Source organism: Achromobacter sp. SLBN-14 (genome assembly GCF_006715415.1).
In the GTDB taxonomy this organism is placed as follows: Bacteria; Pseudomonadota; Gammaproteobacteria; order Burkholderiales; family Burkholderiaceae_B; genus Achromobacter; species Achromobacter mucicolens.
In genome coordinates this window covers 2,202,128-2,224,141 of record NZ_VFNE01000001.1, presented here as the reverse complement: position 1 = coordinate 2,224,141, position 22,014 = coordinate 2,202,128, and the positions used below count along the sequence as shown (strand labels likewise).

The 22,014-nt window shown below is 65.9% G+C and carries 15 protein-coding genes; 6 read left to right on the top strand and 9 right to left on the bottom strand.

Going from position 1 to position 22,014, the window contains the following annotated elements:
* Positions 1-76 precede the first annotated feature (76 nt).
* Genes FBY20_RS10080 through FBY20_RS10070 form a run of 3 tightly spaced genes read right to left on the bottom strand, consistent with a single transcriptional unit; the run spans position 77 to position 3,390 of the window.
* Entirely contained in the window at positions 77-1,138 is a 1,062-nt protein-coding gene (locus tag FBY20_RS10080) for a nitronate monooxygenase family protein (protein WP_142051884.1), read from the bottom strand.
* Between the two features lie 18 nt (positions 1,139-1,156).
* Positions 1,157-2,134, bottom strand: a complete 978-nt coding sequence (locus tag FBY20_RS10075) for a tripartite tricarboxylate transporter substrate binding protein (RefSeq protein ID WP_062840186.1) — start codon at positions 2,132-2,134, stop codon at positions 1,157-1,159.
* 26 nt (positions 2,135-2,160) lie between these two features.
* Entirely contained in the window at positions 2,161-3,390 is a 1,230-nt protein-coding gene (locus FBY20_RS10070; protein WP_142051880.1) for a YbfB/YjiJ family MFS transporter, read from the bottom strand.
* 64 nt (positions 3,391-3,454) lie between these two features.
* Here FBY20_RS10070 and FBY20_RS10065 point away from each other — a divergent pair, with 64 nt between their 5' ends.
* Positions 3,455-4,327: a LysR family transcriptional regulator gene (locus FBY20_RS10065; protein ID WP_056320355.1), complete on the top strand. Its 873-nt coding sequence runs from the start codon at positions 3,455-3,457 to the stop codon at positions 4,325-4,327.
* A 40-nt stretch (positions 4,328-4,367) separates the two neighbouring features.
* Here the strand turns inward: FBY20_RS10065 and FBY20_RS10060 are convergent, their stop codons facing one another.
* From FBY20_RS10060 to FBY20_RS10045, 4 genes are all read right to left on the bottom strand, one after another.
* Positions 4,368-5,006: an OmpW family protein gene (locus FBY20_RS10060; RefSeq protein WP_056320354.1), complete on the bottom strand. Its 639-nt coding sequence runs from the start codon at positions 5,004-5,006 to the stop codon at positions 4,368-4,370.
* A gap of 199 nt (positions 5,007-5,205) precedes the next feature.
* Positions 5,206-6,672, bottom strand: a complete 1,467-nt coding sequence (locus FBY20_RS10055; RefSeq protein WP_056320351.1) for a glutamate synthase subunit beta — start codon at positions 6,670-6,672, stop codon at positions 5,206-5,208.
* A gap of 8 nt (positions 6,673-6,680) precedes the next feature.
* Positions 6,681-11,420, bottom strand: coding sequence for a glutamate synthase-related protein (locus FBY20_RS10050; protein WP_142051877.1), 4,740 nt, complete (start codon positions 11,418-11,420; stop codon positions 6,681-6,683).
* 430 nt (positions 11,421-11,850) lie between these two features.
* On the bottom strand, positions 11,851-12,615 hold the full coding sequence (locus tag FBY20_RS10045; protein ID WP_056320346.1) for a hypothetical protein: 765 nt from the start codon (positions 12,613-12,615) through the stop codon (positions 11,851-11,853).
* 235 nt (positions 12,616-12,850) lie between these two features.
* On the opposite strand from FBY20_RS10045, the gene fghA reads away from it, so the two are divergent.
* The 3 genes from fghA (at position 12,851) to rpoH (ending at position 15,537) form a co-directional block, all read left to right on the top strand.
* Positions 12,851-13,717 carry an S-formylglutathione hydrolase gene (gene fghA / locus FBY20_RS10040; protein WP_142051874.1) on the top strand — a complete coding sequence of 289 codons (867 nt, stop codon included), beginning with the start codon at positions 12,851-12,853 and terminating at the stop codon, positions 13,715-13,717.
* Positions 13,718-13,813: 96 nt separating this feature from the next.
* On the top strand, positions 13,814-14,503 hold the full coding sequence (locus tag FBY20_RS10035; protein ID WP_142051871.1) for a hypothetical protein: 690 nt from the start codon (positions 13,814-13,816) through the stop codon (positions 14,501-14,503).
* Positions 14,504-14,652: 149 nt separating this feature from the next.
* On the top strand, positions 14,653-15,537 hold the full coding sequence (gene rpoH, locus FBY20_RS10030; protein WP_056320338.1) for an RNA polymerase sigma factor RpoH: 885 nt from the start codon (positions 14,653-14,655) through the stop codon (positions 15,535-15,537).
* Between the two features lie 316 nt (positions 15,538-15,853).
* Here the strand turns inward: rpoH and cpdA are convergent, their stop codons facing one another.
* Complete coding sequence (gene cpdA / locus FBY20_RS10025) at positions 15,854-16,693, bottom strand: 3',5'-cyclic-AMP phosphodiesterase (RefSeq protein WP_056320337.1); 840 nt, start codon at positions 16,691-16,693, stop codon at positions 15,854-15,856.
* A gap of 197 nt (positions 16,694-16,890) precedes the next feature.
* Between cpdA and FBY20_RS10020 the strand changes: the two genes are divergently transcribed.
* The gene (locus FBY20_RS10020) at positions 16,891-19,587 is read left to right on the top strand and encodes a cation:proton antiporter (protein WP_142051868.1); all 2,697 of its coding nucleotides are present in this window, start codon (positions 16,891-16,893) and stop codon (positions 19,585-19,587) included.
* Between the two features lie 110 nt (positions 19,588-19,697).
* On the opposite strand, the gene FBY20_RS10015 is transcribed toward FBY20_RS10020, so the two are convergent.
* Complete coding sequence (locus tag FBY20_RS10015) at positions 19,698-20,510, bottom strand: NUDIX hydrolase family protein (RefSeq protein WP_056320330.1); 813 nt, start codon at positions 20,508-20,510, stop codon at positions 19,698-19,700.
* A 289-nt stretch (positions 20,511-20,799) separates the two neighbouring features.
* Here FBY20_RS10015 and coxB point away from each other — a divergent pair, with 289 nt between their 5' ends.
* Positions 20,800-21,957 carry a cytochrome c oxidase subunit II gene (gene coxB, locus FBY20_RS10010; RefSeq protein WP_056320329.1) on the top strand — a complete coding sequence of 386 codons (1,158 nt, stop codon included), beginning with the start codon at positions 20,800-20,802 and terminating at the stop codon, positions 21,955-21,957.
* Positions 21,958-22,014: the final 57 nt, after the last annotated feature.

The following is a 22,014-nucleotide window of genomic DNA, read 5'->3' as shown; positions in this document are numbered from 1 at the left end:
CTGAAACGCCAGCCCCGCGCACACGCCTCCGACCCGGGTGTCAGACACCCTTTTTTAACGGCCCCGCCTTGTTCCTTCAGCGACGTGCACGTGCCGCCGCGGTTTCCCGGGCCAGCCGCTGGATCAAATCCGCCGTCGATTCCCGCCGCGCCAGCGGCGCACCCTGGCCGGCCCACAGGGACAGGACGTTGATGTTGCCGCTCTTGCCGCCCGCCGTGCGCATCGGGCGCGTCAGCGCGTTCTGCAGCGGATACGGCAGGATGTCGCCGCCAATGGCGTCCGCGTCCCGCATGAAGGCGTTGGCGATGCCGCGCGCGGGGCGGCCGGAAAAGGCGCGGGTGACCCGGGACTGTTCAGCGCGGGAGGCGGGCAGGACGGCCTTGTAGGCCTCGCTGATGCCGGATTCGTCCGTCGTGAGAAAGGCCGTCCCCATTTGAACCAGGTCGGCGCCCAGCGCAAGGGCGGCCGCGATGCCGCGCCCGTCCATGATGCCGCCCGACGCAATGACTGGCACCGAGACGGCGTCGGCCACCTGAGGCACCAGGGCCATCGTGCCGATCAGGGACGCCTCGAAGGCATCCAGGAAGGTGCCGCGGTGGCCGCCCGCCTCGGCGCCTTGCGCCACGATGGCGTCCACGCCGTCCTGCTCCAGCGTCTGGGCCTCGCGCACCGTGGTGGCCGTCCCCACGGTCAGGATGCCCAGCTCGCGGCAGCGGGCCATGGCCTCGGACGGCAGGCGGCCGAAGGTGAAGCTCAGCACGGGGGGACGGATCCGCAGGATGGCCTCGAGCTGGCCCGCCAGCGGGTCGGTCTGCGGACCGGGCGCCTCGGGGGCGGGCAGGCCCAGTTGCTCGTGGTAGCGGGCCATCAGGGCCAGCATCGCGTCCGCATTGCCCGCCATGGGTTGCTGCGGCACGGACGCGAACAGATTGATGGCGAACGGGCGGTCCGTGCGCGCACGGATCGCCGCGGCCGCCGCTTCGATCTGTTCGGGCGTCATGTAAGCCGCCCCAAGCGATCCCAGGGCGCCCGCCTTCGATGCCTCGGCCACCAGTTCCACCGTGGTGGCGCCGCCCGCCATGGGCGCCTGGATGATGGGATGGTCCAGCTTGAGCAGTTCAATCAGAGGGGAAGCCATGGGAAAACTCCTGGGAGGTTATTGAAGCTGGATGTTTCCAGCCTTGATGACGTGCGCCCACTTTTCGCTTTCGCTCTTGATGAACGCGGCGAATTCCTCGGGCGTGCCGCCGCCGGCCTGGCTGCCGGTGTCGGCGATGGCCTTTTGCACATCCGGTTCCTTCAGGATGCGGTTGAACTCGGCGTTCAGCTTGGCGATGATCGGCGCGGGCGTGCCGGCCGGCGCGACGATGCCCTGCCAGTTGTAGGACTCGAAGCCCGGCAGGCCCGATTCGGCCATGGTGGGCACGTCGGGGAGCACGGCCAGGCGCTTGGCGGACGTGACGGCGATCGGGTGGATCTTGTTGCCCTGGATGGCGGGCAGCGCGGAGTAGCCCATTTCGAACATCATCGAGATGTGGCCGCCCATCAGGTCGGTCGCGGCCAGGCTGCCGCCCTTGTAGGGCACGTGGATGATGTCGATCTTGGCTTGCTCGCGGAACATCTCGCCCGACAGGTGGTGCGCGCCACCCACGCCGGAAGAACCGAAAGTCAGCTTGCCCGGCTGCTTCTTGGCCAGCGCGATCAGGTCGGCCAGCGTCTTGACCGGCAGTTCGTTGTTCACGCTCAGGACCAGGGGGCTGTTTTCGATCAGGATGATCGGCGCCAGGTCCTTTTGCGGGTTGTAGGGCATTTCCTTCATCAGGGACGGGTTGACCGCCATCGGGGCCAGGTTGCCCGTGCCGATCGTGTAGCCGTCCGGCGCCGCCTTGGCGATGAGGTTGGTGCCGACCACGCCACCGGCGCCTGCCTTGTTCTCGACCACGACAGGCTGGCCCAGCGACTCGCCCAGCTTGCGCGCCAGGAGGCGCACGCGCGTGTCGGCAAACCCGCCGGGGGCATACGGGACGATCATGGTCACCGGCTTGGCGGGCCATTCGGCGGTCTGGGCCTGGGCGGCGCCGCCAAAGGCGGCGGTGGCGGCCAGGGCGGCAATCAGGGGGCGTAGTGCTTTCATGCTGGGGACTCCTCTTTTCCTGCTTTTTAATTGCTGTGTGATTGGCCCGAGGGGCCGATGGCATTATGCCCAGCGCCCTTGCCCTCTGTCGTGACTTTTCCCAGCCCCCAGGCCGACAGCGCCAGCAGCGCCGCGCTGGCAGCCAACACCTGCGGCAAGCCGGCGCCCCAGCGCGCCGCCCACGAGGCCAGCAGCGGACCCAGGATCTGCCCGGCAGCGAACGCCGCCGTCATGATGGCCGCCGCCCGCGGCGCCGCCGCGCCCGACAAGCGGCGCGCGGTCAGCATGCCCGCCTGCGTGATCACCATGAAGGTGCCGCCCACCAGCAGCGCCGCCAGAATCACGGCGGCGATGTGGTGCCACAGCGCCACGGCCAGCATGCCGGCCGCCATCAGCGCCTGCGCGCCGCGCCACACCTGCCGGTCGTCACGGGCCCGCGCCAGCCGGGGCACCAGCAGGCAGGACAGCGTCGCAGCCATCCCAAAAATCGGCCACGCCCACCCGAAGATCGCCGGATTGGGAAAGATCTCCTTGGCCATGGCGGGCAGGAAGGTGGCGGGGATGATGTAACCCACCCCGAACACGCCGTAGTGCAGCGAGAGCGCGGCAATGCCCTGCGGCAGCCGCGCCGGTGGCGCGCCGGCGCCCGTCTGGCGGACCGGGGGCGATTGCCGGGTGAGGCCAGCCCACGCCGCCGCGGACAGCGCCAGCGCCAGGGCGCCCAGCGCGGACCAGGTCAGGTTGGCGCCCGCGCCCCAGCCCATCAGGGCCAGGCACGCCAGCCCCGTGAGCGCGATGCCCGCGCCCACGCCGGCATACGTCACTGCGGATACCGACGCCTCGCGCGCGTCCCCGGCGGGAACCGGCCGCCACGCCACCACGCAGATGAAGGCGCTGGCGCTGGCATAGCCCGCGGCCAGCCGCAGCGCCGACCAGCCGGCCACGTTGTTCACAAGCGGCATGGCAAGCGTCAGGGCGGCCACGGCGGCCAGGCTGGCCGCCAGCGCGGCGCGCAGACGGCGCACGGGCCAGACGATCGCCGCCAGCGCGCCCAGCAGGTAGCCCGCGTAATTGGCCGACGCCATCCAGCCGCCCTGCGCGAGCGACAGACCAGACTCCTGCGCCATCAACGGCCAGACCGGCGTGAAGGCAAAGCGTCCGATGCCCATGGCGGCCGCCAGCGCAAGGGCCGCGGGCCACGCCAGACGGGTGGCGCTAGCCGAGGGGTTGAGGGAAGGGTAAGCAGGCGTTGACATGGCCTCACTCTACGGCTGTACTAATATCTTGAATAGTGAATTATTAAGAACGTGAGTTCCCAAAATGAGAAACTTGGATCTCGACGCGTTGCAGATCTTCAAGACGGTCGCCGACCAAGGCGGCGTGGCACGCGCCGCCGCGCACCTGAACCGTGTCCAGTCCAACGTCTCGACGCGCCTGAAGCAGTTGGAGACGTCGCTGGGAACGCCGCTTTTTCGGCGGCAGAACCGCCGCCTGGTGCTGTCGGATCAGGGCCGGGTGCTGCTGTCTTATGCGGACCGGCTGCTGCGCCTGTCCGACGAGGCGCAATCGGCCGTGCGGGAAGGCGCCCTGCAAGGCGTGCTGCGCATCGGCACCATGGAAAGCACGGCGGCGGCCCGCCTGCCGCCCATCCTGGCGGCCTATCACGAGGCTTGGCCCAAGGTGCGCATCGAACTGGTCACCGGCACGTCGGGCGCGCTGGCCGCAAAGGTGCGCAATTACGAGATCGAGGCTGCGTTCGTGGCGCAGCCCTTTCCCGCGGACGGCCTGGCGGCGATGGATGCGTTCAAGGAAGAATTGGCGCTGATCTCACCGCTGGCCTGGGCGCCTATCGGCAGCGCGAAAGATCTGGTCAACCGCAGCGTCATCGCGTTTGCGGCGGGCTGCTCGTACCGGCGGATCCTGGAGTCGTGGTTGAACCAGGAAGGCATTGCGCCGGACAAGGTGATGGAGTTTGCGTCGTATCACGCCATCGTGGCGTGTGTGGCCGCGGGGACCGGCGTGGCGATCGTGCCGCGGTCGGTGCTGGCGGTGCTGGGCGCGGAGCAGTCGGTGCGCGTGGGGGCGCTGTCTGGTTCCCACGGGCAGGCGCTGACCCAGCTTGTCTGGCGTGCCGATGACGACACGCCGGCGTTGCAGGCCCTGCGAAGCCGGCTGCAGGCGCCGCAGGATTGACCGATGCGCGCGAGGCCGCGCGCATCGTCAGGGGCCGCGATCAGAAGCGGTAACCGACGCCCAGCGTGGCCACCCACGGATCGATCCGGGCGGTGCCGACGCGTTCGCCGTCCAGCGTCACCTTGGACTTGATGTCGATGTAGCGGATGTCCGCGTTCATGAACCAGCGGTCGTTGATCTTGATGTCCGCGCCCAATTGCGCGGCCACGCCCCAGGAATCGCCCAGCTTCAGGTTCGAGCCCTTCAGCGCGCCTTCGCCCTTGGTGTCGAAGAAGTGCGTGTAGTTGATGCCCACGCCGATGTACGGCTGGATCATGCTGTCGGGCAGGATGTGCCATTGCAGGCTGAGGGTGGGGGGCAGCTGCTTGGTGGAGCCGATCTTGCCCAGGTTGCTGCCGTTGACGTCATGCTGGAAGGGCCAGGCGCCCAGCAGTTCGATGCCGATGTTGCGGGTGGCCATGTAGGCCAGGGTGAAGCTGGGGCGCACGTTGTTGCTCACATCCAGCTTGACGCTGCCGTCGAGCACCGAGCCATTGTTTTGCGAGGGGCGGACTTGCGTCACGCCCACGCGGAACAGCACATCGCCCGCTTCGTGGGCATGGGCGGGTGCGGCAAATGCGCCGGCAGCGATCAAACCGGCAATGGCGGTGGCGCGGATACGCCCGTTCAGCGAAAACATTTTCTTCTCCGATCTTTCCGTGTGGGGTGAGCCGACAGGTTCTCAGACCGCCCCGTCCCCCAACTTGATGTGTGTCAAATCGTGAAAAGACCGTTTTTAGAAAGTGGTTATGCCGCAACAGGAATGCGTGATTTCGCCGCCCAAAACAAACGCCGCCGGCGCGCAAGGCGTCCGGCGGCGTTGATAGGTCGTGTTGCGATCAACGCGGCAGATCGCTGCTTCCCATGAGGTAGGCGTCGACCGAACGCGCGCATTGGCGGCCTTCGCGGATGGCCCAGACGACGAGCGACTGTCCGCGGCGCATGTCGCCGGCGGTGAAGACCTTTTCGACGCTGGTGCGGTAGTCGTCGGTGTTGGCGCGCACATTGCCGCGGCCGTCGCGATCCACGCCGAACGCGTCCAGCACGTTCTGCACCGGCGACACGAAGCCCATGGCCAGAAGCACCAGGTCGGCCTTGATCTCGAATTCCGAACCTTCGACCTCGCGCATCTTCATCTGGCCGGTGGCGTCGTCCTTGAACCATTCGACGCGCGCGCCGACCAGTTTTTCGACCTTGCCGTTGGCGCCCTTGAGCAGCTTGGTGGTCACCGACCAGTCGCGCTCGCAGCCTTCCTCGTGCGAGGACGACGTGCGCATCTTCAGCGGCCAATACGGCCACGTCATGGCCTTGTTCTCGGACTCTGGCGGCTGGGGCATCAGTTCGAACTGCGTGACCGACGCCGCGCCGTGGCGATTGCTGGTGCCGACGCAGTCGGAACCCGTGTCGCCGCCGCCGATCACCACCACATGCTTGCCCTTGGCCAGCGTCTGGTTGGTGAGGCGGTCGCCCGCCACGGCCTTGTTCTGCTGGCGCAGGAAATCCATGGCGAAGTACACGCCTTCCAGCTCACGGCCAGGCACCGGCAGGTCACGCGGCGTCTCGGAGCCGCCGCTCATCACCACGGCGTCGAATTCGGCCATCAGCGATTGCGGCGTGCGCACGGTCAGGCCATCGGCCACCGGATCCTTCGGGTTGCCGACGTAGGTCGACGGCGCGAATTCCACGCCCTCGGCTTCCATCTGCGAGATGCGGCGGTCGATCTGGTGCTTTTCCAGCTTGAAGTCGGGGATGCCGTAGCGCAGCAGGCCGCCAATGCGGTCGCTCTTTTCGAACAGCGTCACCGAGTGGCCCGCGCGCGCCAGTTGCTGCGCGCACGCCATGCCGGCAGGGCCCGAGCCCACGACGGCGACCTTCTTGCCCGTCTTGCGCGCCGGCACTTGCGGCGCCACCCAGCCTTCGGCCCAGCCCTTGTCGATGATCGCGTGCTCGATGGACTTGATGCCCACCGCGTCGCTGTTGATGTTCAAGGTACAGGCGGCTTCGCAGGGCGCCGGGCAGATGCGGCCCGTGAACTCCGGGAAGTTGTTGGTGGAGTGCAGGACGTCCAGCGCGCGGCGCCAGTCCTGCTTGTACACCAGGTCATTCCAGTCCGGGATGATGTTGTTGACCGGGCAGCCGTTGTTGCAGAACGGGATGCCGCAGTCCATGCAGCGCGCCGCCTGCTGCTTGGCCTGGTCGTCGGTCAGGTGCAGCACGAATTCGCGCCAGTTCTTCAGCCGCTTCTGCGGGGCCTCGGAGGCCTCCTGCAGGCGCTGGTATTCCATAAAGCCAGTGATCTTTCCCATGGTATCCCTCACGCAGCCATTTGTTGCGGGTTGGCTGCACGCCACATTTCACCCAATGCGCGGCGGTAGTCCGTCGGCATGATCTTCACGAATTTGCCGCGCGAGGCTTCCCAGTCGCCCAGGATCTCGCGAGCACGGTAGCTGCCGGTGTAGCGGAAGTGGTCTTCCACCAGGCGGCGCAGGATGGTCTCGTCCGTCTCGCGTTCGCCACCACGCTGCGCGCTGTGCCAGATGTCGATGTTGTTCAGCGACTGCTGCTCGGCGTGCGGCACGACCGATTCCAGTTCCACCATCGACAGGTTCACGCGGTGCTTGAGCGTGCGGTCCGGATCCCAGACGTACGCCACGCCACCGGACATGCCCGCCGCGAAGTTGCGGCCGGTGGAACCCAGCACCACGACGGTGCCGCCGGTCATGTATTCGCAGCCGTGGTCGCCGGTGCCTTCCACCACGGTGGCAGCGCCGGAGTTGCGCACGGCAAAGCGTTCGCCCGCCACGCCGTTGAAGAACGCTTCACCGGCCAGCGCGCCGTACAGCACGGTATTGCCAGCGATGATGTGGTCGGGACCGAAGCCGCGGAAGTCGTTGGGCGAGCGCACGATGATGCGGCCGCCGGACAAACCCTTGCCCACGTAGTCGTTGCCTTCGCCCACCAGGTCCATCGTGATGCCGTGCGCCAGGAACGCGCCGAAGCTCTGGCCGGCGGTGCCGTTGCACTGGATGTGGATGGTGTCGTCGGGCAGGCCCTCATGGCCGTAGCGCGAGGCCACGGCGCCCGACAGCATGGCGCCGATCGTGCGGTTGCGGTTGCGCACCGGCACGATGAACGAGACCTTCTCGCCCCGCTCCAGCGCCGGCTTGCTGCGCTCGATCAGCAGGTGATCCAGCGCGCCCGCCAGGCCGTGATCCTGCTCTTCGGTCTGGTGCACTTCGGCGTCGGACTGGGTCTGGTGGAACACGCGAGTGAAGTCCAGCCCTTGCGCCTTCCAGTGCTCCACGCCCGAACGCATGTCCAGCAGATCGGCGCGGCCGATCAGGTCGTCGAACTTGCGGATGCCCAGCTGGGCCATGATTTCGCGCACTTCCTCGGCGATGAAGAAGAAGAAGTTCACGACGTGCTCGGGCTTGCCCTGGAATTTCTTGCGCAGCGCCGGATCCTGCGTGGCAACGCCCACCGGGCAGGTGTTCAGGTGGCACTTGCGCATCATGATGCAGCCTTCGACGACCAGCGGCGCGGTCGCGAAGCCGAATTCGTCGGCGCCCAGCAGCGCGCCGATGACGACGTCGCGGCCGGTCTTCATCTGGCCGTCGGCCTGCACGCGGATACGGCTGCGCAGGCGGTTCAGCACCAGCGTCTGCTGCGTTTCGGCCAGGCCCAGTTCCCAGGGCGTGCCCACGTGCTTGATGGACGACACCGGCGAGGCGCCCGTGCCGCCGTCATGGCCGGCGATCACGACGTGGTCGGCCTTGGCCTTGGCCACGCCCGCGGCCACCGTGCCCACGCCGACTTCGGACACCAGCTTGACCGAGATCGAGGACTTGGAATTGACGTTCTTCAGGTCGTGGATCAGCTGCGCCAGATCTTCGATCGAGTAGATGTCATGGTGCGGCGGGGGCGAGATCAGGCCCACGCCCGGCACCGAATAGCGCAGCTTGGCGATGTACTCCGACACCTTGTGGCCAGGCAGCTGGCCGCCTTCGCCGGGCTTGGCGCCCTGCGCCATCTTGATCTGGATCTGGTCGGCGGACGACAGGTACTCGGCGGTCACGCCGAAACGGCCCGAGGCCACCTGCTTGATCTTCGAACGCAGCGAGTCGCCCTTCTTCAGTGCGACGTCGGCTTCGATGCGGTCCGTGCCCAGCACCGAGGCCAGCGTGTCGCCGTCCTTGATGGTGCTCTTGCCTTCGCGCATTTCGGCGCGGTAGCGCAGTTCGTCCTCGCCGCCTTCGCCGGTGTTGGACTTGCCGCCGATGCGGTTCATGGCCACGGCCAGCACCGAGTGCGCTTCGGTCGAGATCGACCCCAGCGACATGGCGCCGGTGGCAAAGCGCTTGACGATTTCCTTGGCCGGCTCGACGTCGTCCAGCGGAATGGCGCGCGACGGGTCAAAGCGGAATTCGAACAGGCCGCGCAGCGTCATGTGACGGCGGCTCTGGTCGTTGATGATCTGCGCGTACTCCTTGTACGTGCGGTAGTTGTTGGCGCGCGAGGCGTGCTGCAACTTGGCGATCGAATCCGGCGTCCACATGTGCTCTTCGCCGCGGACGCGATAGGCGTATTCGCCGCCGGCGTCCAGGTCGTTGGCGAGCACGGGGTCGGCGCTGAAGGCGGCGCGGTGCTGGCGCAGCGCTTCCTCGGCAACCTGGAAGATGCCGATGCCTTCGATGTTGGAGGCGGTGCCGGTGAAGTACTTGTTCACCAGGGCGCTTTGCAGGCCCACGGCTTCGAAGATCTGTGCGCCGGTGTAGGACATGTACGTGGAAATGCCCATCTTGGACATGACCTTGTTCAGGCCCTTGCCCAGCGCCTTGATGTAGTTCTTCACAGCCTTTTCGGGGTCATTCATCTTGCCCAGCGATTCGAGCGCCAGGTAGGGGTGAATGGCTTCGGCGCCGTAGCCGCCCAGCAGCGCGAAGTGGTGCACTTCGCGGGCCGAGCCGGTCTCGACGACCAGACCCGTGTTGGTGCGCAGGCCGGCGCGGATCAGGTGCTGGTGCACGGCCGAGGTCGCCAGCAGCGCGGGGATGGCCACGCGCTCGCTGTCGACCAGGCGGTCCGACACGATCAGGATGTTGTAGCCGCTGCGCACCGCATCGACGGCGCGCGCACACAGGGCTGCCACGCGGGCTTCGATGCCTTCGGGGCCCCAGGCGGCGGGGTAGGTGATGTCCAGTTCGAAGCTGCGGAATTTCTTGCCCGTGACCTGGTCGATGTCGCGGATCTGCGCCATGGCGGCAAAGTCCAGCACCGGTTGCGACACTTCCAGGCGCAGCGGCGGATTGACGTTGTTGATGTCCAGCAGGTTCGGCTTCGGACCGATGAAGGACACCAGCGACATCACCAGCTGTTCGCGGATGGGGTCGATCGGCGGGTTCGTGACTTGCGCAAACAACTGGCGGAAGTAGTTGTAGAACGGCTTGGCGCGGTCCGACAGCACGGCCAGCGGGGCATCGTTGCCCATCGAGCCGATGACTTCCTCGCCGGTCGAGGCCATGGGTTCCAGAATGAACTTGTAGTCTTCCTGGGTCCAGCCAAAGGCCTGCTGGCGGTCCAGCAGCGACACGGCCGATTGCGTGGCCACGGCCACCTGGCGCGGCGCGGGCAGCGATTCCAGCTTGATCTGCAGGCGTTCGATCCACTGGCGGTACGGACGGCTGTTGGCCAGCTGCAGCTTGATCTCGGCGTCGTCGATGATGCGGCCCTGTTCCAGGTCGATCAGGAACATCTTGCCCGGCTGCAGGCGCCACTTCTTGACGATGCGGTTTTCGGGGATCGACAACGTGCCGGCTTCCGAGGCCAGGATGACCATGTCGTCATCGGTGACCAGATAGCGGGCGGGACGCAGGCCGTTGCGATCCAGCGTGGCGCCGATCTGGCGGCCATCGGTGAACGCGACCGCGGCGGGGCCGTCCCACGGCTCCATCATGGCGGCGTGGTATTCGTAGAAAGCGCGGCGGCTTTCGTCCATCTGCGTGTGCTGTTCCCAGGCTTCCGGGATCATCATCATCATGGCGTGGGCCAGCGAATAACCCGAATTGACCAGCAGTTCCAGGCAGTTGTCGAACGTCGCGGTGTCCGACTGGCCTTCGTAGACGATGGGGTAAAGCTTCTTCAGGTCGTCGCCCAGCACGGCCGACTGCATCATGCCTTCGCGGGCGCGCAGCCAGTTGAAGTTGCCCTTGACCGTGTTGATTTCGCCGTTGTGGGCAATCATGCGGTACGGGTGGGCCAGGGGCCAGGCAGGGAACGTGTTGGTCGAGAAACGCTGGTGAACCAGCGCCAGCGCGGACACCGTGCGGGTGTCGGCCAGATCGCGGTAGTAGCGGCCAACCTGATCGGCCAGCAGCAGGCCCTTGTAGACCACGGTGCGCACCGAGGCCGAGGGCACGAAGTATTCCTTGCCGTGCGCCAGGTGCATGTTCTGGATGGCGTGGCTGGCGGTCTTGCGGATCACGTACAGCTTGCGTTCCAGCGCGTCGGGCACCATCACGTCGGCGCCGCGGCCGATGAAGAGCTGGCGGATCACGGGTTCGCAGTCACGCACGGTGGGCGACATGGGCATGTCGACGTCCACCGGCACGTCGCGCCAACCCAGCACGACCTGGCCCTCGGCGCGGACCGAGCGCTCCAGTTCCTGTTCGCAGGCCAGGCGCGAAGCCGTTTCCTTGGGCAGGAACACCATCGCCACACCGTACTCGCCGGGCGGGGGCAGAATGATGCCTTGCTGGCTGAGCTCGTCGCGGTACAGCGTATCGGGGATCTGAATAAGGATGCCCGCGCCGTCGCCCATGAGCTTGTCGGCCCCGACCGCGCCGCGGTGATCCAGGTTTTCCAGGATCTTCAGACCCTGCTGGATGATCGCGTGGCTTTTCTTGCCCTTGATATGGGCCACGAAGCCGACGCCGCAGGCGTCATGTTCGTTCTTCGGGTTGTACAGGCCCTGGGCCGAAGGCAGACCGATGCGGCTGGCATCGATGGGGATCGCCTTGGAGGTGGGACAGGATTCGGTCGGGGTAATTTGGGGCATGGCGCGCTCCGCAGTGGGCCTGCGTCGTAATGTTGCAGTGCAGGAGACGGACAATACCCCCGACAGGAGTAGGGTGCAATAAGAACAAACGGGGTGTGACCCTATTTAAATAGGCGCTCCATCATAGTGCATTAATATAGGGACACAACAACGGCCGCGCCATTATTGGGCTTGCCGGAGGGGTCTCTGCAGGAGGAACGACAGAGACCAGCGAAGCGGGCCAATTTGCAGTTATGTGTCCCCGTTTAAAAGGAAGATTTTCCTGGTCCGGATCGACGTGAGGTGTGGCGAAACTGCACCGATCCCGCCCGCCACGCGCAGTCATGCGGACGCGATGCTGCGGTAGGCGCTCATGCCGCGGGGGAAGCCGCCAGGTTCCAGCGCAGGACGCCCAGGCAAACAAAACCCGCCATGTAGGCGGGTCGAAGGATCAGGAATTGGTGGCCGGCGGTGTGGATGTCGACGGCGCTGGCGGGCTGGATTCGTTGTCCGCGGCTGCGGCCGCAGGCTTCTTGCGGGGCCGGCCGCGCTGGCCGGGCGCCACGCGCCGGCTCGCGGTGTGGGCCAGGCTGGCGATGAAGCTCGCGCCGCCCAACGCCCATTGACCGGAAACGGCTTGGTCGATGCGCTGGGTCTCCTCGCGCGACAGGCCATCCTGAAGCCGCTTGCGATAGTTGGCCTGACGGTCGAACGGCGTGTTGCCGCAGGCCCAGTAATCGGCGTGATCGGATTGCCATTGCGCGGGGGCGGCGCTGGTGTTGCCGGTATGGCTGGACGCGGACGACCACGGCCACGAATCGGGATCCTGCGAGGCCCCGCTGCGAACCGGATACGTCTCCAGCCAGACCAGCGAAGGCAGCACCCACGCGCCGGGTTCCAGCAAGGCAGATCGGTAACGGCCCGCGAACACCCGGCCGCCGCGCAGCCGCGCCGCCAGATTGCGGCCGAGCGTCTGCATCAAGCGGGGCAGGCCTTCTTCGTCGGCGGGCGTGGCCAGGAGCAGGATGCGGTCATTGGCCAGCAGCCAGCCGTGCACCGACACCCGGTGTCGCTGGGCCGACTCGCCCAGCCAGGTGGCGAGCTGATTCAGGATGTCGGCGGGCGCAGGTTGCGATGGCGCCGCCAACGGCTGAATAAAGTTGGCCTGCACCAGTTGGGGCAGCCCAGGGGCGTACAGACGGGGCAGTCGGGCCATAGTGTCAGGGCTTGCGTATCAGGAAGAACGGGTTGTCTTCACTCACGGTATATAAATAGTGCCACGGTGGGCGCTGGTCAAGTCCCGTGACCACAATCTGAGCGCGGAATCGTATTTTTTTGTGGCGGGCGCTCATTGAGGGGCAGGTTAACATTGGGCGACGGAACGTCGCACCGTGGATTCCCCTAACGCCGACGATTTTTCCGATCTCCAACCTCTTTTCCCGGAGCAAGCCATGGCCGCGTCCCTCGAACTCATCTCGCAGCATCGGTGCTTCGGCGGCACGCAGCGCTATTACCGCCACGCCTCCACGGAAATCGGGCTGCCCATGCGGTTTTCCGTCTACGTGCCGCCGCAGGCCGAGCAGGGTCCGGTGCCGGTGCTGTTCTACCTGGCGGGCCTGACCTGCACCGAAGAGACCTTCATGATCAAGGCGGGCGCGCAGCGGCTGGCCGCCGAACTGGGCGTCATGCTGGTTGCGCCCGACACGAGCCCGCGCGGCGCAGGTGTGCCCGGCGAAGACGAAAGCTGGGACCTGGGCACCGGCGCCGGCTTTTATGTGGATGCCACCACGCCCGCGTGGCGCGACCACTACCGCATGTACAGCTATGTCACCCAGGAGCTGCACGGCATCGTCACCGGCGGCGAATTGCCGGGCGACGCGTCGCGCGCCGGCATCTTCGGCCATTCCATGGGCGGTCACGGCGCGCTGGTGCTGGCGCTGCGCAACCCCGGCAAGTTCCGTTCGGTCTCGGCATTCGCGCCGATCGCCGCGCCCAGTCAGTGCCCGTGGGGCAAGAAGGCGTTCGGCGCCTATCTGGGCGCCAACGAGGCGGACTGGGCGGCCTATGACGCCTCCGTGCTGATGCGCGGCCTGCAGCAGCCTTTCCCCGGCGGCATCCTCATCGACCAAGGCGACGCGGACCAATTCCTGGCTGAGCAGTTGTATCCCGACGTGTTCGAGGCGGCATGCGCGGCCGCAGGGCAGCCGCTGACCCTGCGCCGCCAGCCCGGCTACGACCACGGCTACTACTTCATCTCGACGTTCATCGAGGATCACATCCGGTTTCACGTCGAGCGGCTTGGAAAACCGGGCGCCTGACGCCCGCTTCTATACTGGCGGACCTGCCGCGGCGGGTGGCGGCTTCCTGCGCCCGCCGCGCTGCAGCCTGCGGCGGCTTGAATAGGAACGTCTGATTTGATCAACGGAATCGCTCCCTTCGCCTGGATCCTGCTGGGCGCCGTCATCGTCCTCTTGCCGGGCTTGGTCATGTTGCTGGGCCGCGGCGGGCCGCGAGACGAACGCGGTCGCCGCATGTTCCAGTTCCGGCCGGTGCGCCGCACGTGCGGCCTGCTGCTGGTGTGCCTGGGATGCGTGACCGGTCTGCTGGCCCTGTCGCTGGTGCAGTTCGTGCGCCTGACCACCGACGAGCCGGTGGCCAGCATCGAGGTCCGCCAACAGGCCGAGGGCCAGTTCCAGGTCAATGCCAGCGCGCCCGCCATCGGTTCAAAGCAATATGTTCTATATGGCGACCAGTGGCAGATCGACGCCCGGGTCGTCCGCTGGAGACTGCCTGCGCTGATGGCCGGCGTGCCGCCGCTGTACCGGCTTGAGCGCCTGTCCGGACGCTACAGCGATGCCGCCCGCGAGGCCACCGCCCCGCGTTCCGTGCATTCGCTGGACGATTGGCCGGCACCCGACCTCGGGTCCCTGAAGAAAAGTTTTCCGAACTGGTTCCCCTTTGTCGATGTCCAATTTGGCAGCGGCGCGTACATGCCGCTGTTTGACGGGGCCCGCTACCAGGTCTTCATGGATCCGCGCGGCGCGCTCTTCATCCGTCCGGACGGTCAGGCCACCGCCGAAGGGCTGAAGCGCCTGGGCTGGTAAAGCCATTACACTGGGCGGCCCGAATAAATGGGGACGCGCCATCAGAATGAAACTTTGACGCGTCGCAACAGTCGAATTAGCACTCCTATTACTTGAGTGCTAACATCGAATTCATGTCGTTATCTCTTCGCCATCCGGAGACCCCCGCTATGAAACAACCCAGTACCTCGTTGACCGCTTCCGGCAACGCTCTGGCGTTGGCCATTGCCAATCCGGGCGCTCTCGGCACGATCGACGCCTATATCTCCGCGGTCAACCGCCTGCCGGTGCTGTCCGCGGATCGCGAAACGGAACTCGGCCGCCGCCTGCGTGACCAGGAAGATCTGGGCGCCGCTCGCGAGCTGATTCTGTCGCACCTGCGCCTTGTGGTGTCCGTGGCCCGTCAATACCTGGGTTATGGCCTGCCCCACGCCGACCTCATCCAGGAAGGCAACGTCGGCCTGATGAAGGCCGTCAAGCGTTTTGACCCCGAGCGCGGCGTGCGCTTGGTGTCCTTCGCCGTTCACTGGATCAAGGCCGAAATCCACGAATACATCATCCGCAACTGGCGGTTGGTCAAGGTGGCCACGACCAAGGCGCAGCGCAAGCTGTTCTTCAACCTGCGCAGCATGCGTCCCGACGGCCAGACCCTGGATCCGGAACAGGTCGACCACATTGCTCGCGAGCTGAACGTTCGCCACGAAGACGTGAGCGAAATGGAAGTCCGGATGTCCGGCCGCGACATGTCGCTGGAAAACCAGGACGACGACGACGACAGCTACGCGCCGATCGCCTACCTGTCCGACGAAGGCCGCCAGGAGCCCACGCGCGTGCTGGAGCGCGCCGCGCGCGATCAGCTGCAAAGCGCCGGGCTGACCGGCGCGCTCGATGCGCTGGATCCGCGCTCGCGCCGCATCGTCGAAGCCCGCTGGCTGCAGGACGACGGCGGCGCCACGCTGCACGAGCTTGCGCAAGAGTTCGGCGTGTCGGCCGAACGCATCCGCCAGATCGAAGCGGCGGCGCTGAAGAAGATGCGCGGCAACCTCGCCGCGTGAGGTTGCCAGACCCCGTCGCCGCGCCCGTCGCTGCACCCAAGTTAAAGGCCGCAAGTTGCGGCCTTTTTCTTTGGCCGCGCGCGGTGGGTGGCCAATAAATTGATACAAATTCGGGGTTAAATTTTCTGGGTTCGCAGAAACTTAATGGGGAAGGCGCCGCCTAACTTCATGTAGACCGCGAACTTCGGTTAGCAGTCTTGTCATCCGTCTCGGCTTCTCCTCTTTCCCCTCCCCTATGAGACGGATGCTTGCGGGGCACCTAGCATATCGGTGCCCCGTTTTTTATGCGCGCTCGGAACGCAAGCGCTGCAAGAAATCATGCGGCCCGTGCGCTGTCCGGCGCCGCCAGCGCCGTGTGCCATAGCGCGTCCTGGACGCGGCGCACGCCAGTCGCCATCGACCCGTCCTGGTAAAGCTTGATCCACCGGTAGCCCGGCGCCATGTTGTCGACGATGTGCTTGCCGTCTCGGATGCTGAATTGAAAACACGTTGAGGGCGTGGCCAGCATGCGCAGGTTGTGCCGGCGGCGGTCGAACTCGTGGTGCACATGGCCCCAGAGCAGCACGCGCACCTGGGCAAATCGCGCCAGCAGCTTGAAGAGCGCCTGGGGGTTGTCGATCATCATCGAGTCATGCCAGTGGCTGTCGATCTGCATCGGGTTATGGTGCATCGCCACCAGCGTGTGGCGATCGGGCGCCTGCGCCAGCGCCGCTTCCAGCATGTCCAGTTCGCTGTTGCATAGATGGCCCGCGTTCGAGCCGGGCACCGTGGTGTCCAGCGCAACGATGCGCCATGCGCCCACGTCGGTCACGGGCATGGACCAGTCGGAGAGTTCCTGGCGCAGGACGGACGGTTGATCGTGATTGCCGGGCAGGCAGCGGATGGTCGCGCGTTCCAGCGCGGCCGATTCGGACAGGATGCGCGCGAAACGCCGGTAGCCCGCGGCCTCGCCGTCCTGCGACAGGTCGCCCGTGGCGAGCAGCAGGTCCGGGTGCTTGCCGTCGGCCTCTATCTGGCGCAGCACGGCGCGCAGGCTTGCGTCGGTATTGACGCCCAGCATCGACGTTTCGGGCTCGCCGAAAAGATGGCTATCGGTCAACTGGACGAGCATCGCGGGCGCGTCGTGGCGCCGGGTCAAGGTGTGGATGCGTGCCACGTGCCGCTCCTGCAAAAGTTCGCGTGATGCCACATTACCCAAAAAACATGGCGCGGCACGTTTCGCAAGCGTCCATTGGGGTAACGAAACGTGCATTCTCCCCGATTCCCGTCACGCCCCGGCCGCGAGCGCCGGAAAAAAGCCGCTATTCTTGTGAAACTTTCCACAAGCACTACGATCGGGACGCGGCGCTACCCATGGATGTTGGTTTTCTCGTATTTGGTCTTGCGGGCCTGCTCACGCTGGTCTGCTTCATGCCGCCCCTGGCCGGCCGCGTCAAGCTGCCCTATTCGGTGCTGCTCGCCATCGTCGGCTGTCTGCTCGGGATCGTCATTCACGTGCACGGGTGGGCGCCCGCCTGGATCGGCGACTTTCTCGATTCGCTGGAGCGCTTCGAGATCTCGTCAGAGACCTTCCTGATGGTGTTCCTGCCGGTGCTGTTGTTTGAGACGGCGCTGTCGATGAACGTGCGGCGGCTGATGGACGACATCGGGCCGATCCTGATGATGGCCATTGTGGCCGTGGTTGTCTGCACGGTCGTGGTGGGTGTGACGCTGGACGCCATCTCACCCTATGGGCTAGTCGTTTGCCTGCTGCTGGGCGCCATCGTGGCGACGACGGATCCGGTGGCAGTGGTCGGGATCTTCCGCGAGGTGGGCGCGCCCAAGCGCCTGACGACGCTGGTCGAGGGCGAAAGCCTCTTCAACGATGCGGCGTCGATCGCGTTGTACTCGGTGCTGCTGGCCGTACTTAGCGGCAAGGGCGAATTGTCCGTCAGCGGCATCTTCAACGACTTCATCGTGCACTTCATCGGCGGCGGCGTGGCCGGGTTTGCGATGGGGCGCCTGGCCTGCTTTCTGTTCGCCTGGCTGCGCGGCTTTCCCACGGCCGAGATCACCCTGACGCTGACGCTGGCCTATCTGTCCTTCTTCATCTCCGAGCATTACCTGAACGTGTCGGGCGTGGTCGCCACCGTGATCGCGGGCCTGGTCGTCGGGTCCACCGGCCGCACGCGCATGTCGCCGACCACCTTCGAACACCTGGCCAGCGCCTGGGAGCAGTTTGGTTTCTGGGCCAATTCCCTCATCTTCCTGTTCGCGGCCATGCTGATCCCGAAGCTGATGGCGGCGGCCGATTGGCAGGAACTGGTGCTGGTGGGTGTGGTGTTCGTGGTGACGCTGGTCGCGCGGGCAATCGTGGTGTTCGGGCTGCTGCCACTGCTTGGCCTGACCCGGCTGGGCACCAAGGTCAGCAATCCCTACAAGGTGGTGATGCTGTGGGGCGGATTGCGCGGCGCCGTGTCGCTGGCGCTGGCGCTGGCCGTGACCGAGCAGATGGGCGTGCCCGAAGAGGCGCGTCAATTCATCGCCGTGGCCACCACGGGCTTTGTGCTGATGACCCTGTTCGTCAACGGCATCAGCCTGCGGCCGCTGATTCGCATGTTGGGGCTGAATCAGCTGTCGCCGGTCGAGCGCACCATCCGCAATCAGGTGCTGGCCGTGGCGCTGGAAGATCTGCAGGGCAAGACCGAGGAAGTGGCCAAGGCCGAGCACATCGGCAACGAAGTCCGCGACCGTATCCGCGCGGTGTTCGACGCCAGCCTGGCCAGCGTGCACGACGGCCGGGTCAGCCAGATGACCGACGAGCAGCGCGTGTCCGTGGGACTGGCCATGGTTGCCCAGCGCGAAGAGGAAATGTTCTTCGACATCCTGAAGGCGCAGATCGTGGACTGGCGCATGGCCGAAACCCTGCTGGCGCGGGCCGAACGGCTGGAAGACGCGATCCGGCTGGGCGGCGTTGAAGGCTTCGAGCGCGCCATTGCCGCCGATGTCCGCTATTCGACGGGTTTCCGGCTGGCATTGCGGCTGCATTACCTGTTCGGCTTTCAGGGCTGGCTGGCGCGCGAGCTTGGCCAGCGCTTTGCCAACCTGATGAGCAAGCGCTCGGTCGCGCAGCGCCTGATCGCCTTTGCGCGCGAGCAGATTACGCCGCTGCTTGGCGAAGAGGCCACGCAGCGCATCGTGTCGCTGCACCAGCGTCGTCTGGATCTGATCGAAAACGCCTTGCAGGCGCTGAACCTGCAATATCCGTCGTACGCCCAATGGCTGCAGGAAAGTTACCTGGGCCGCGTGGCCCGCGAGCTCGAACGCATCCGCTATCGCGACATGCTTGAGCAATTTCTGATCAGCGGCGAAGTCTATGCGGACTTGACCGAGCAATTGAAAAGCCGCTGGGCGCACATCGACAAGCACCCGCCGCTGGACATCGAAATGAGCGCGGCCGAACTCATCAAGCGCGTGCCGCTGTTCGAGGGCCTGTCGCCCGATTCGCTGCGCGCCATCAGCAAGCTGCTCAAGCCCCGCCTGGCATTGCCCGATCAGCGGGTCCTGACGAAGGGGCGGCACGGCGAGGAAATGTGCTTCGTGGCGTCGGGCGCCGTGGCGGTCCATCTGCCCGACAACACCATGATCGAACTGGGCAGCGGCGAATTCTTCGGTGAACTGGGTCTTTTGGGCGAAGTGCAGCTTACGCCGGACGTGACCTCGCTGGGCTACAGCAAGCTGCTGATGCTGTCGTCGCGCGACTTCCACGCCCTGCTCGACCGCGACGAGAACCTGCGTGAACGCATTCAGGTCGTGGCCAAGCAGCGCCTGCGCGCGATTGAAGTGTGGAAGCAGTTTTCGCAGCAGTCTGCGGCCGCGGCCGCCGCGCCGGCGCCCGTGCCGCCTCCCAGCTCGGCACAGGCGGCCGAGGCCGCGGAAGCGGCTGGCGCGGGCAGTCCGGACGAGGCCGAAGATCTGCAAGCGGCCCGCGAACTGCGCGGTGAATCATCGGGTGACGATGGCGCCGCGGCGGGGCCCGTGCTGGGAACGCCAGAACCCGCGCCCCGCTAGGCGCGCCCCGCTAGGCGCCCCGCCCAATCCCGTGTCCTAGCTTCTGCGCCGTATCAGGCCCGCACAGCCCAGCCCAGCTTGGCCCAGCCCAGCCCCGGGCGGGCGCCTGATCAGAGCGTGATCTCGCCCGCGGCCTGGCGTCGCATGATGTCCTCGACCAGCACCAATGCCGCTTCCAGCGTGAACTCGCCCTCGGCGACATGGTGCAGGGCCGTGGCGACGTCGATGGTGGCGATTTCCATGACCTCGCCGTCGCGGTTGGCGGGACGGGCGTCCGGCGCCAGGATGCACGTGCTGGTCAGCACGTCTTCGACCTGATAGCCCTCGGGCAGCCGGCGATGGATGCGCAAGATCGTGCGCAGCGGCGTGCGGCGCACGAGATCGGGTTCGTCCAGGCCGGCCTCTTCGCCGCATTCGCGCACCAGCGCCAGTTCCAGGTCTTCGCCCCTGCCGGCCAGTCCGCCGACCAGCGTGTCCCACATACCGGGATCGGTGGATTTGCTGAGAGAACGCCGCGCGACCCACAGCTTGCCGTCGGGCGTCCAGGCGTTCAGGTGCACGGCCTTGGTCAACAGGCCCAACGGCCGCACGGCGGCGCGTTCGATCACGCCGAGCGTCTCGTCGCCATCCAATACGTCCAGCAGTTCGTCGCGCCAGCCGCGCAGGCAGTTGGCTTGGCGCAACAGTTCCGCGGCCTGTTCCAGCGCCGCGTCCAGCGCATTGCCCGGCGCCAGGCCCTCGCCGATGCGCAACGCCGTGCCGTCGGACTGTGTTTCGGGCGCGTCGCGCAGCGCGTCGCAGGCCGCGTGCGTGGCCCAGCCGCAGCGTCGCCCCGCTATATATAAAGCGCGCGCGCCTTCGGGGGCGGGCTCCTGCGCGCGGGCGCACAGGGCGGCATACAGATCGGACAGCGGCTTTTGCATCGTGGCGCCATGGTGATGAGGTTGCGGGCGATTTTAAGCCACCCTGTTTACGGCTCGCGGTCAAGGGGGCGCGCCCAAATGGGGGCGGGCCGCATGAATTCAAGAGCACTAAATTACATCTGTTTGCGCGTCCGCTATAATCCGCCAGTTTCTTTGTGATTTCGAGAGGGAACGACAGGGCCGCTCTATCTCCCTGCATCGCCCTGCCATCTAATAATTGCGTGTTGCCCGTATTCCGGTGACTTCCGCCACCAGCAAATGGGCCTTCGCGCCGTATTTCGAGGTAAGCATGAAGAAGTGGAGAGGGATACTGGGGGCTTGTGCGATGCTGATTGGCGGCGTGGCCGGTGCCCAGGTGCAAAACATGCCCGGCGGTCCGAAGGTCAATCAGCTGAACCTGCATGAAGGCGTCACCGCGATTTCGCGCGACATCATGTGGCTGCATTGGTTGCTGCTCACGATCTGTATTGTGATTTTCATCGGCGTCTTCGGAGTGATGTTCTACTCCATCTGGGCGCACCGGAAGTCCCGCGGCCACAAGGCGGCGACCTTCCACGAACATCTGGGTGTCGAAGTCGCCTGGACTGTCATTCCCTTCATCATCGTCATCGCCATGGCGCTGCCGGCCACCAAGACGGTCGTCGCCATGAAAGACACTTCCAGCGCCGACCTGACCGTCAAGGTCACCGGCTATCAATGGAAGTGGGGCTACGAATACCTCGACGGCTCTGCCGCCGGCATCAAGTTCCTCTCCACGCTTTCCACGCCGCGCGCCCAGATCGAGAACCGCGAGCCCAAGGGCGAGTTCTATCTGATGGAAGTGGACAACCATCTGGTCGTTCCCGCCAACAAGAAGATCCGCATCGTCCTCACGGCGGCCGACGTCATCCACTCGTGGATGATTCCGGACTTCGGCGTGAAGCAGGACGCGATCCCCGGGTTCCTTCGCGACACCTGGTTCAACGCCGAAAAGCCTGGCATCTATCGCGGCCAGTGCGCGGAATTGTGCGGCAAGGACCACGCCTTCATGCCCATCGTCGTGGAAGTCCTGGCGCAAGCCGACTACGATAAGTGGGTTGAAGACCAAAAGAAGAAGATGGCGGCAAACGCCGACGATCCCAATAAAGAGTGGACGGAAGCCGAACTGGTTGCCCGCGGCGAAAAGGTTTTCGCGGCGAATTGCGTGGCCTGCCACCAGGCCAACGGCAAGGGCATTCCCGGTTCCTTCCCGCCGCTCGACGGAGACAAGGTTGTTCTGGGCCCCAAGGGGGAGCAGATCAACACCGTGCTGAAGGGCAAGCCCGGCACCGCCATGGCGGCGTTCGGCGGGCAGCTCAACGATGTCGAGATCGCAGCGGTCATCAGCTATACGCGCCATGCCTGGAGCAATGCCGGCAAGGGGCAGGACCCGACGGTTCTACCGAAGGACATCACGCCCGCGCGCTGATTGCGCGCGCGCCGTTCCTTCACCGTAGAACCGGTTCCGTTTAGTCAGAGATACCCT

What these genes read in the sequence shown, in the direction of transcription:
- fghA (WP_142051874.1), top strand. Translation starts at nt 12,851, where the DNA reads ATGGCCGCGTCCCTCGAACTCATCTCGCAGCATCGGTGCTTCGGCGGC.
- FBY20_RS10075 (WP_062840186.1), bottom strand. Translation starts at nt 2,134, where the DNA reads ATGAAAGCACTACGCCCCCTGATTGCCGCCCTGGCCGCCACCGCCGCC.
- coxB (WP_056320329.1), top strand. Translation starts at nt 20,800, where the DNA reads ATGAAGAAGTGGAGAGGGATACTGGGGGCTTGTGCGATGCTGATTGGC.
- FBY20_RS10070 (WP_142051880.1), bottom strand. Translation starts at nt 3,390, where the DNA reads ATGTCAACGCCTGCTTACCCTTCCCTCAACCCCTCGGCTAGCGCCACC.
- rpoH (WP_056320338.1), top strand. Translation starts at nt 14,653, where the DNA reads ATGAAACAACCCAGTACCTCGTTGACCGCTTCCGGCAACGCTCTGGCG.
- FBY20_RS10080 (WP_142051884.1), bottom strand. Translation starts at nt 1,138, where the DNA reads ATGGCTTCCCCTCTGATTGAACTGCTCAAGCTGGACCATCCCATCATC.
- FBY20_RS10055 (WP_056320351.1), bottom strand. Translation starts at nt 6,672, where the DNA reads ATGGGAAAGATCACTGGCTTTATGGAATACCAGCGCCTGCAGGAGGCC.
- FBY20_RS10060 (WP_056320354.1), bottom strand. Translation starts at nt 5,006, where the DNA reads ATGTTTTCGCTGAACGGGCGTATCCGCGCCACCGCCATTGCCGGTTTG.
- FBY20_RS10015 (WP_056320330.1), bottom strand. Translation starts at nt 20,510, where the DNA reads ATGCAAAAGCCGCTGTCCGATCTGTATGCCGCCCTGTGCGCCCGCGCG.
- FBY20_RS10020 (WP_142051868.1), top strand. Translation starts at nt 16,891, where the DNA reads ATGGATGTTGGTTTTCTCGTATTTGGTCTTGCGGGCCTGCTCACGCTG.
- FBY20_RS10065 (WP_056320355.1), top strand. Translation starts at nt 3,455, where the DNA reads ATGAGAAACTTGGATCTCGACGCGTTGCAGATCTTCAAGACGGTCGCC.
- FBY20_RS10050 (WP_142051877.1), bottom strand. Translation starts at nt 11,420, where the DNA reads ATGCCCCAAATTACCCCGACCGAATCCTGTCCCACCTCCAAGGCGATC.
- FBY20_RS10045 (WP_056320346.1), bottom strand. Translation starts at nt 12,615, where the DNA reads ATGGCCCGACTGCCCCGTCTGTACGCCCCTGGGCTGCCCCAACTGGTG.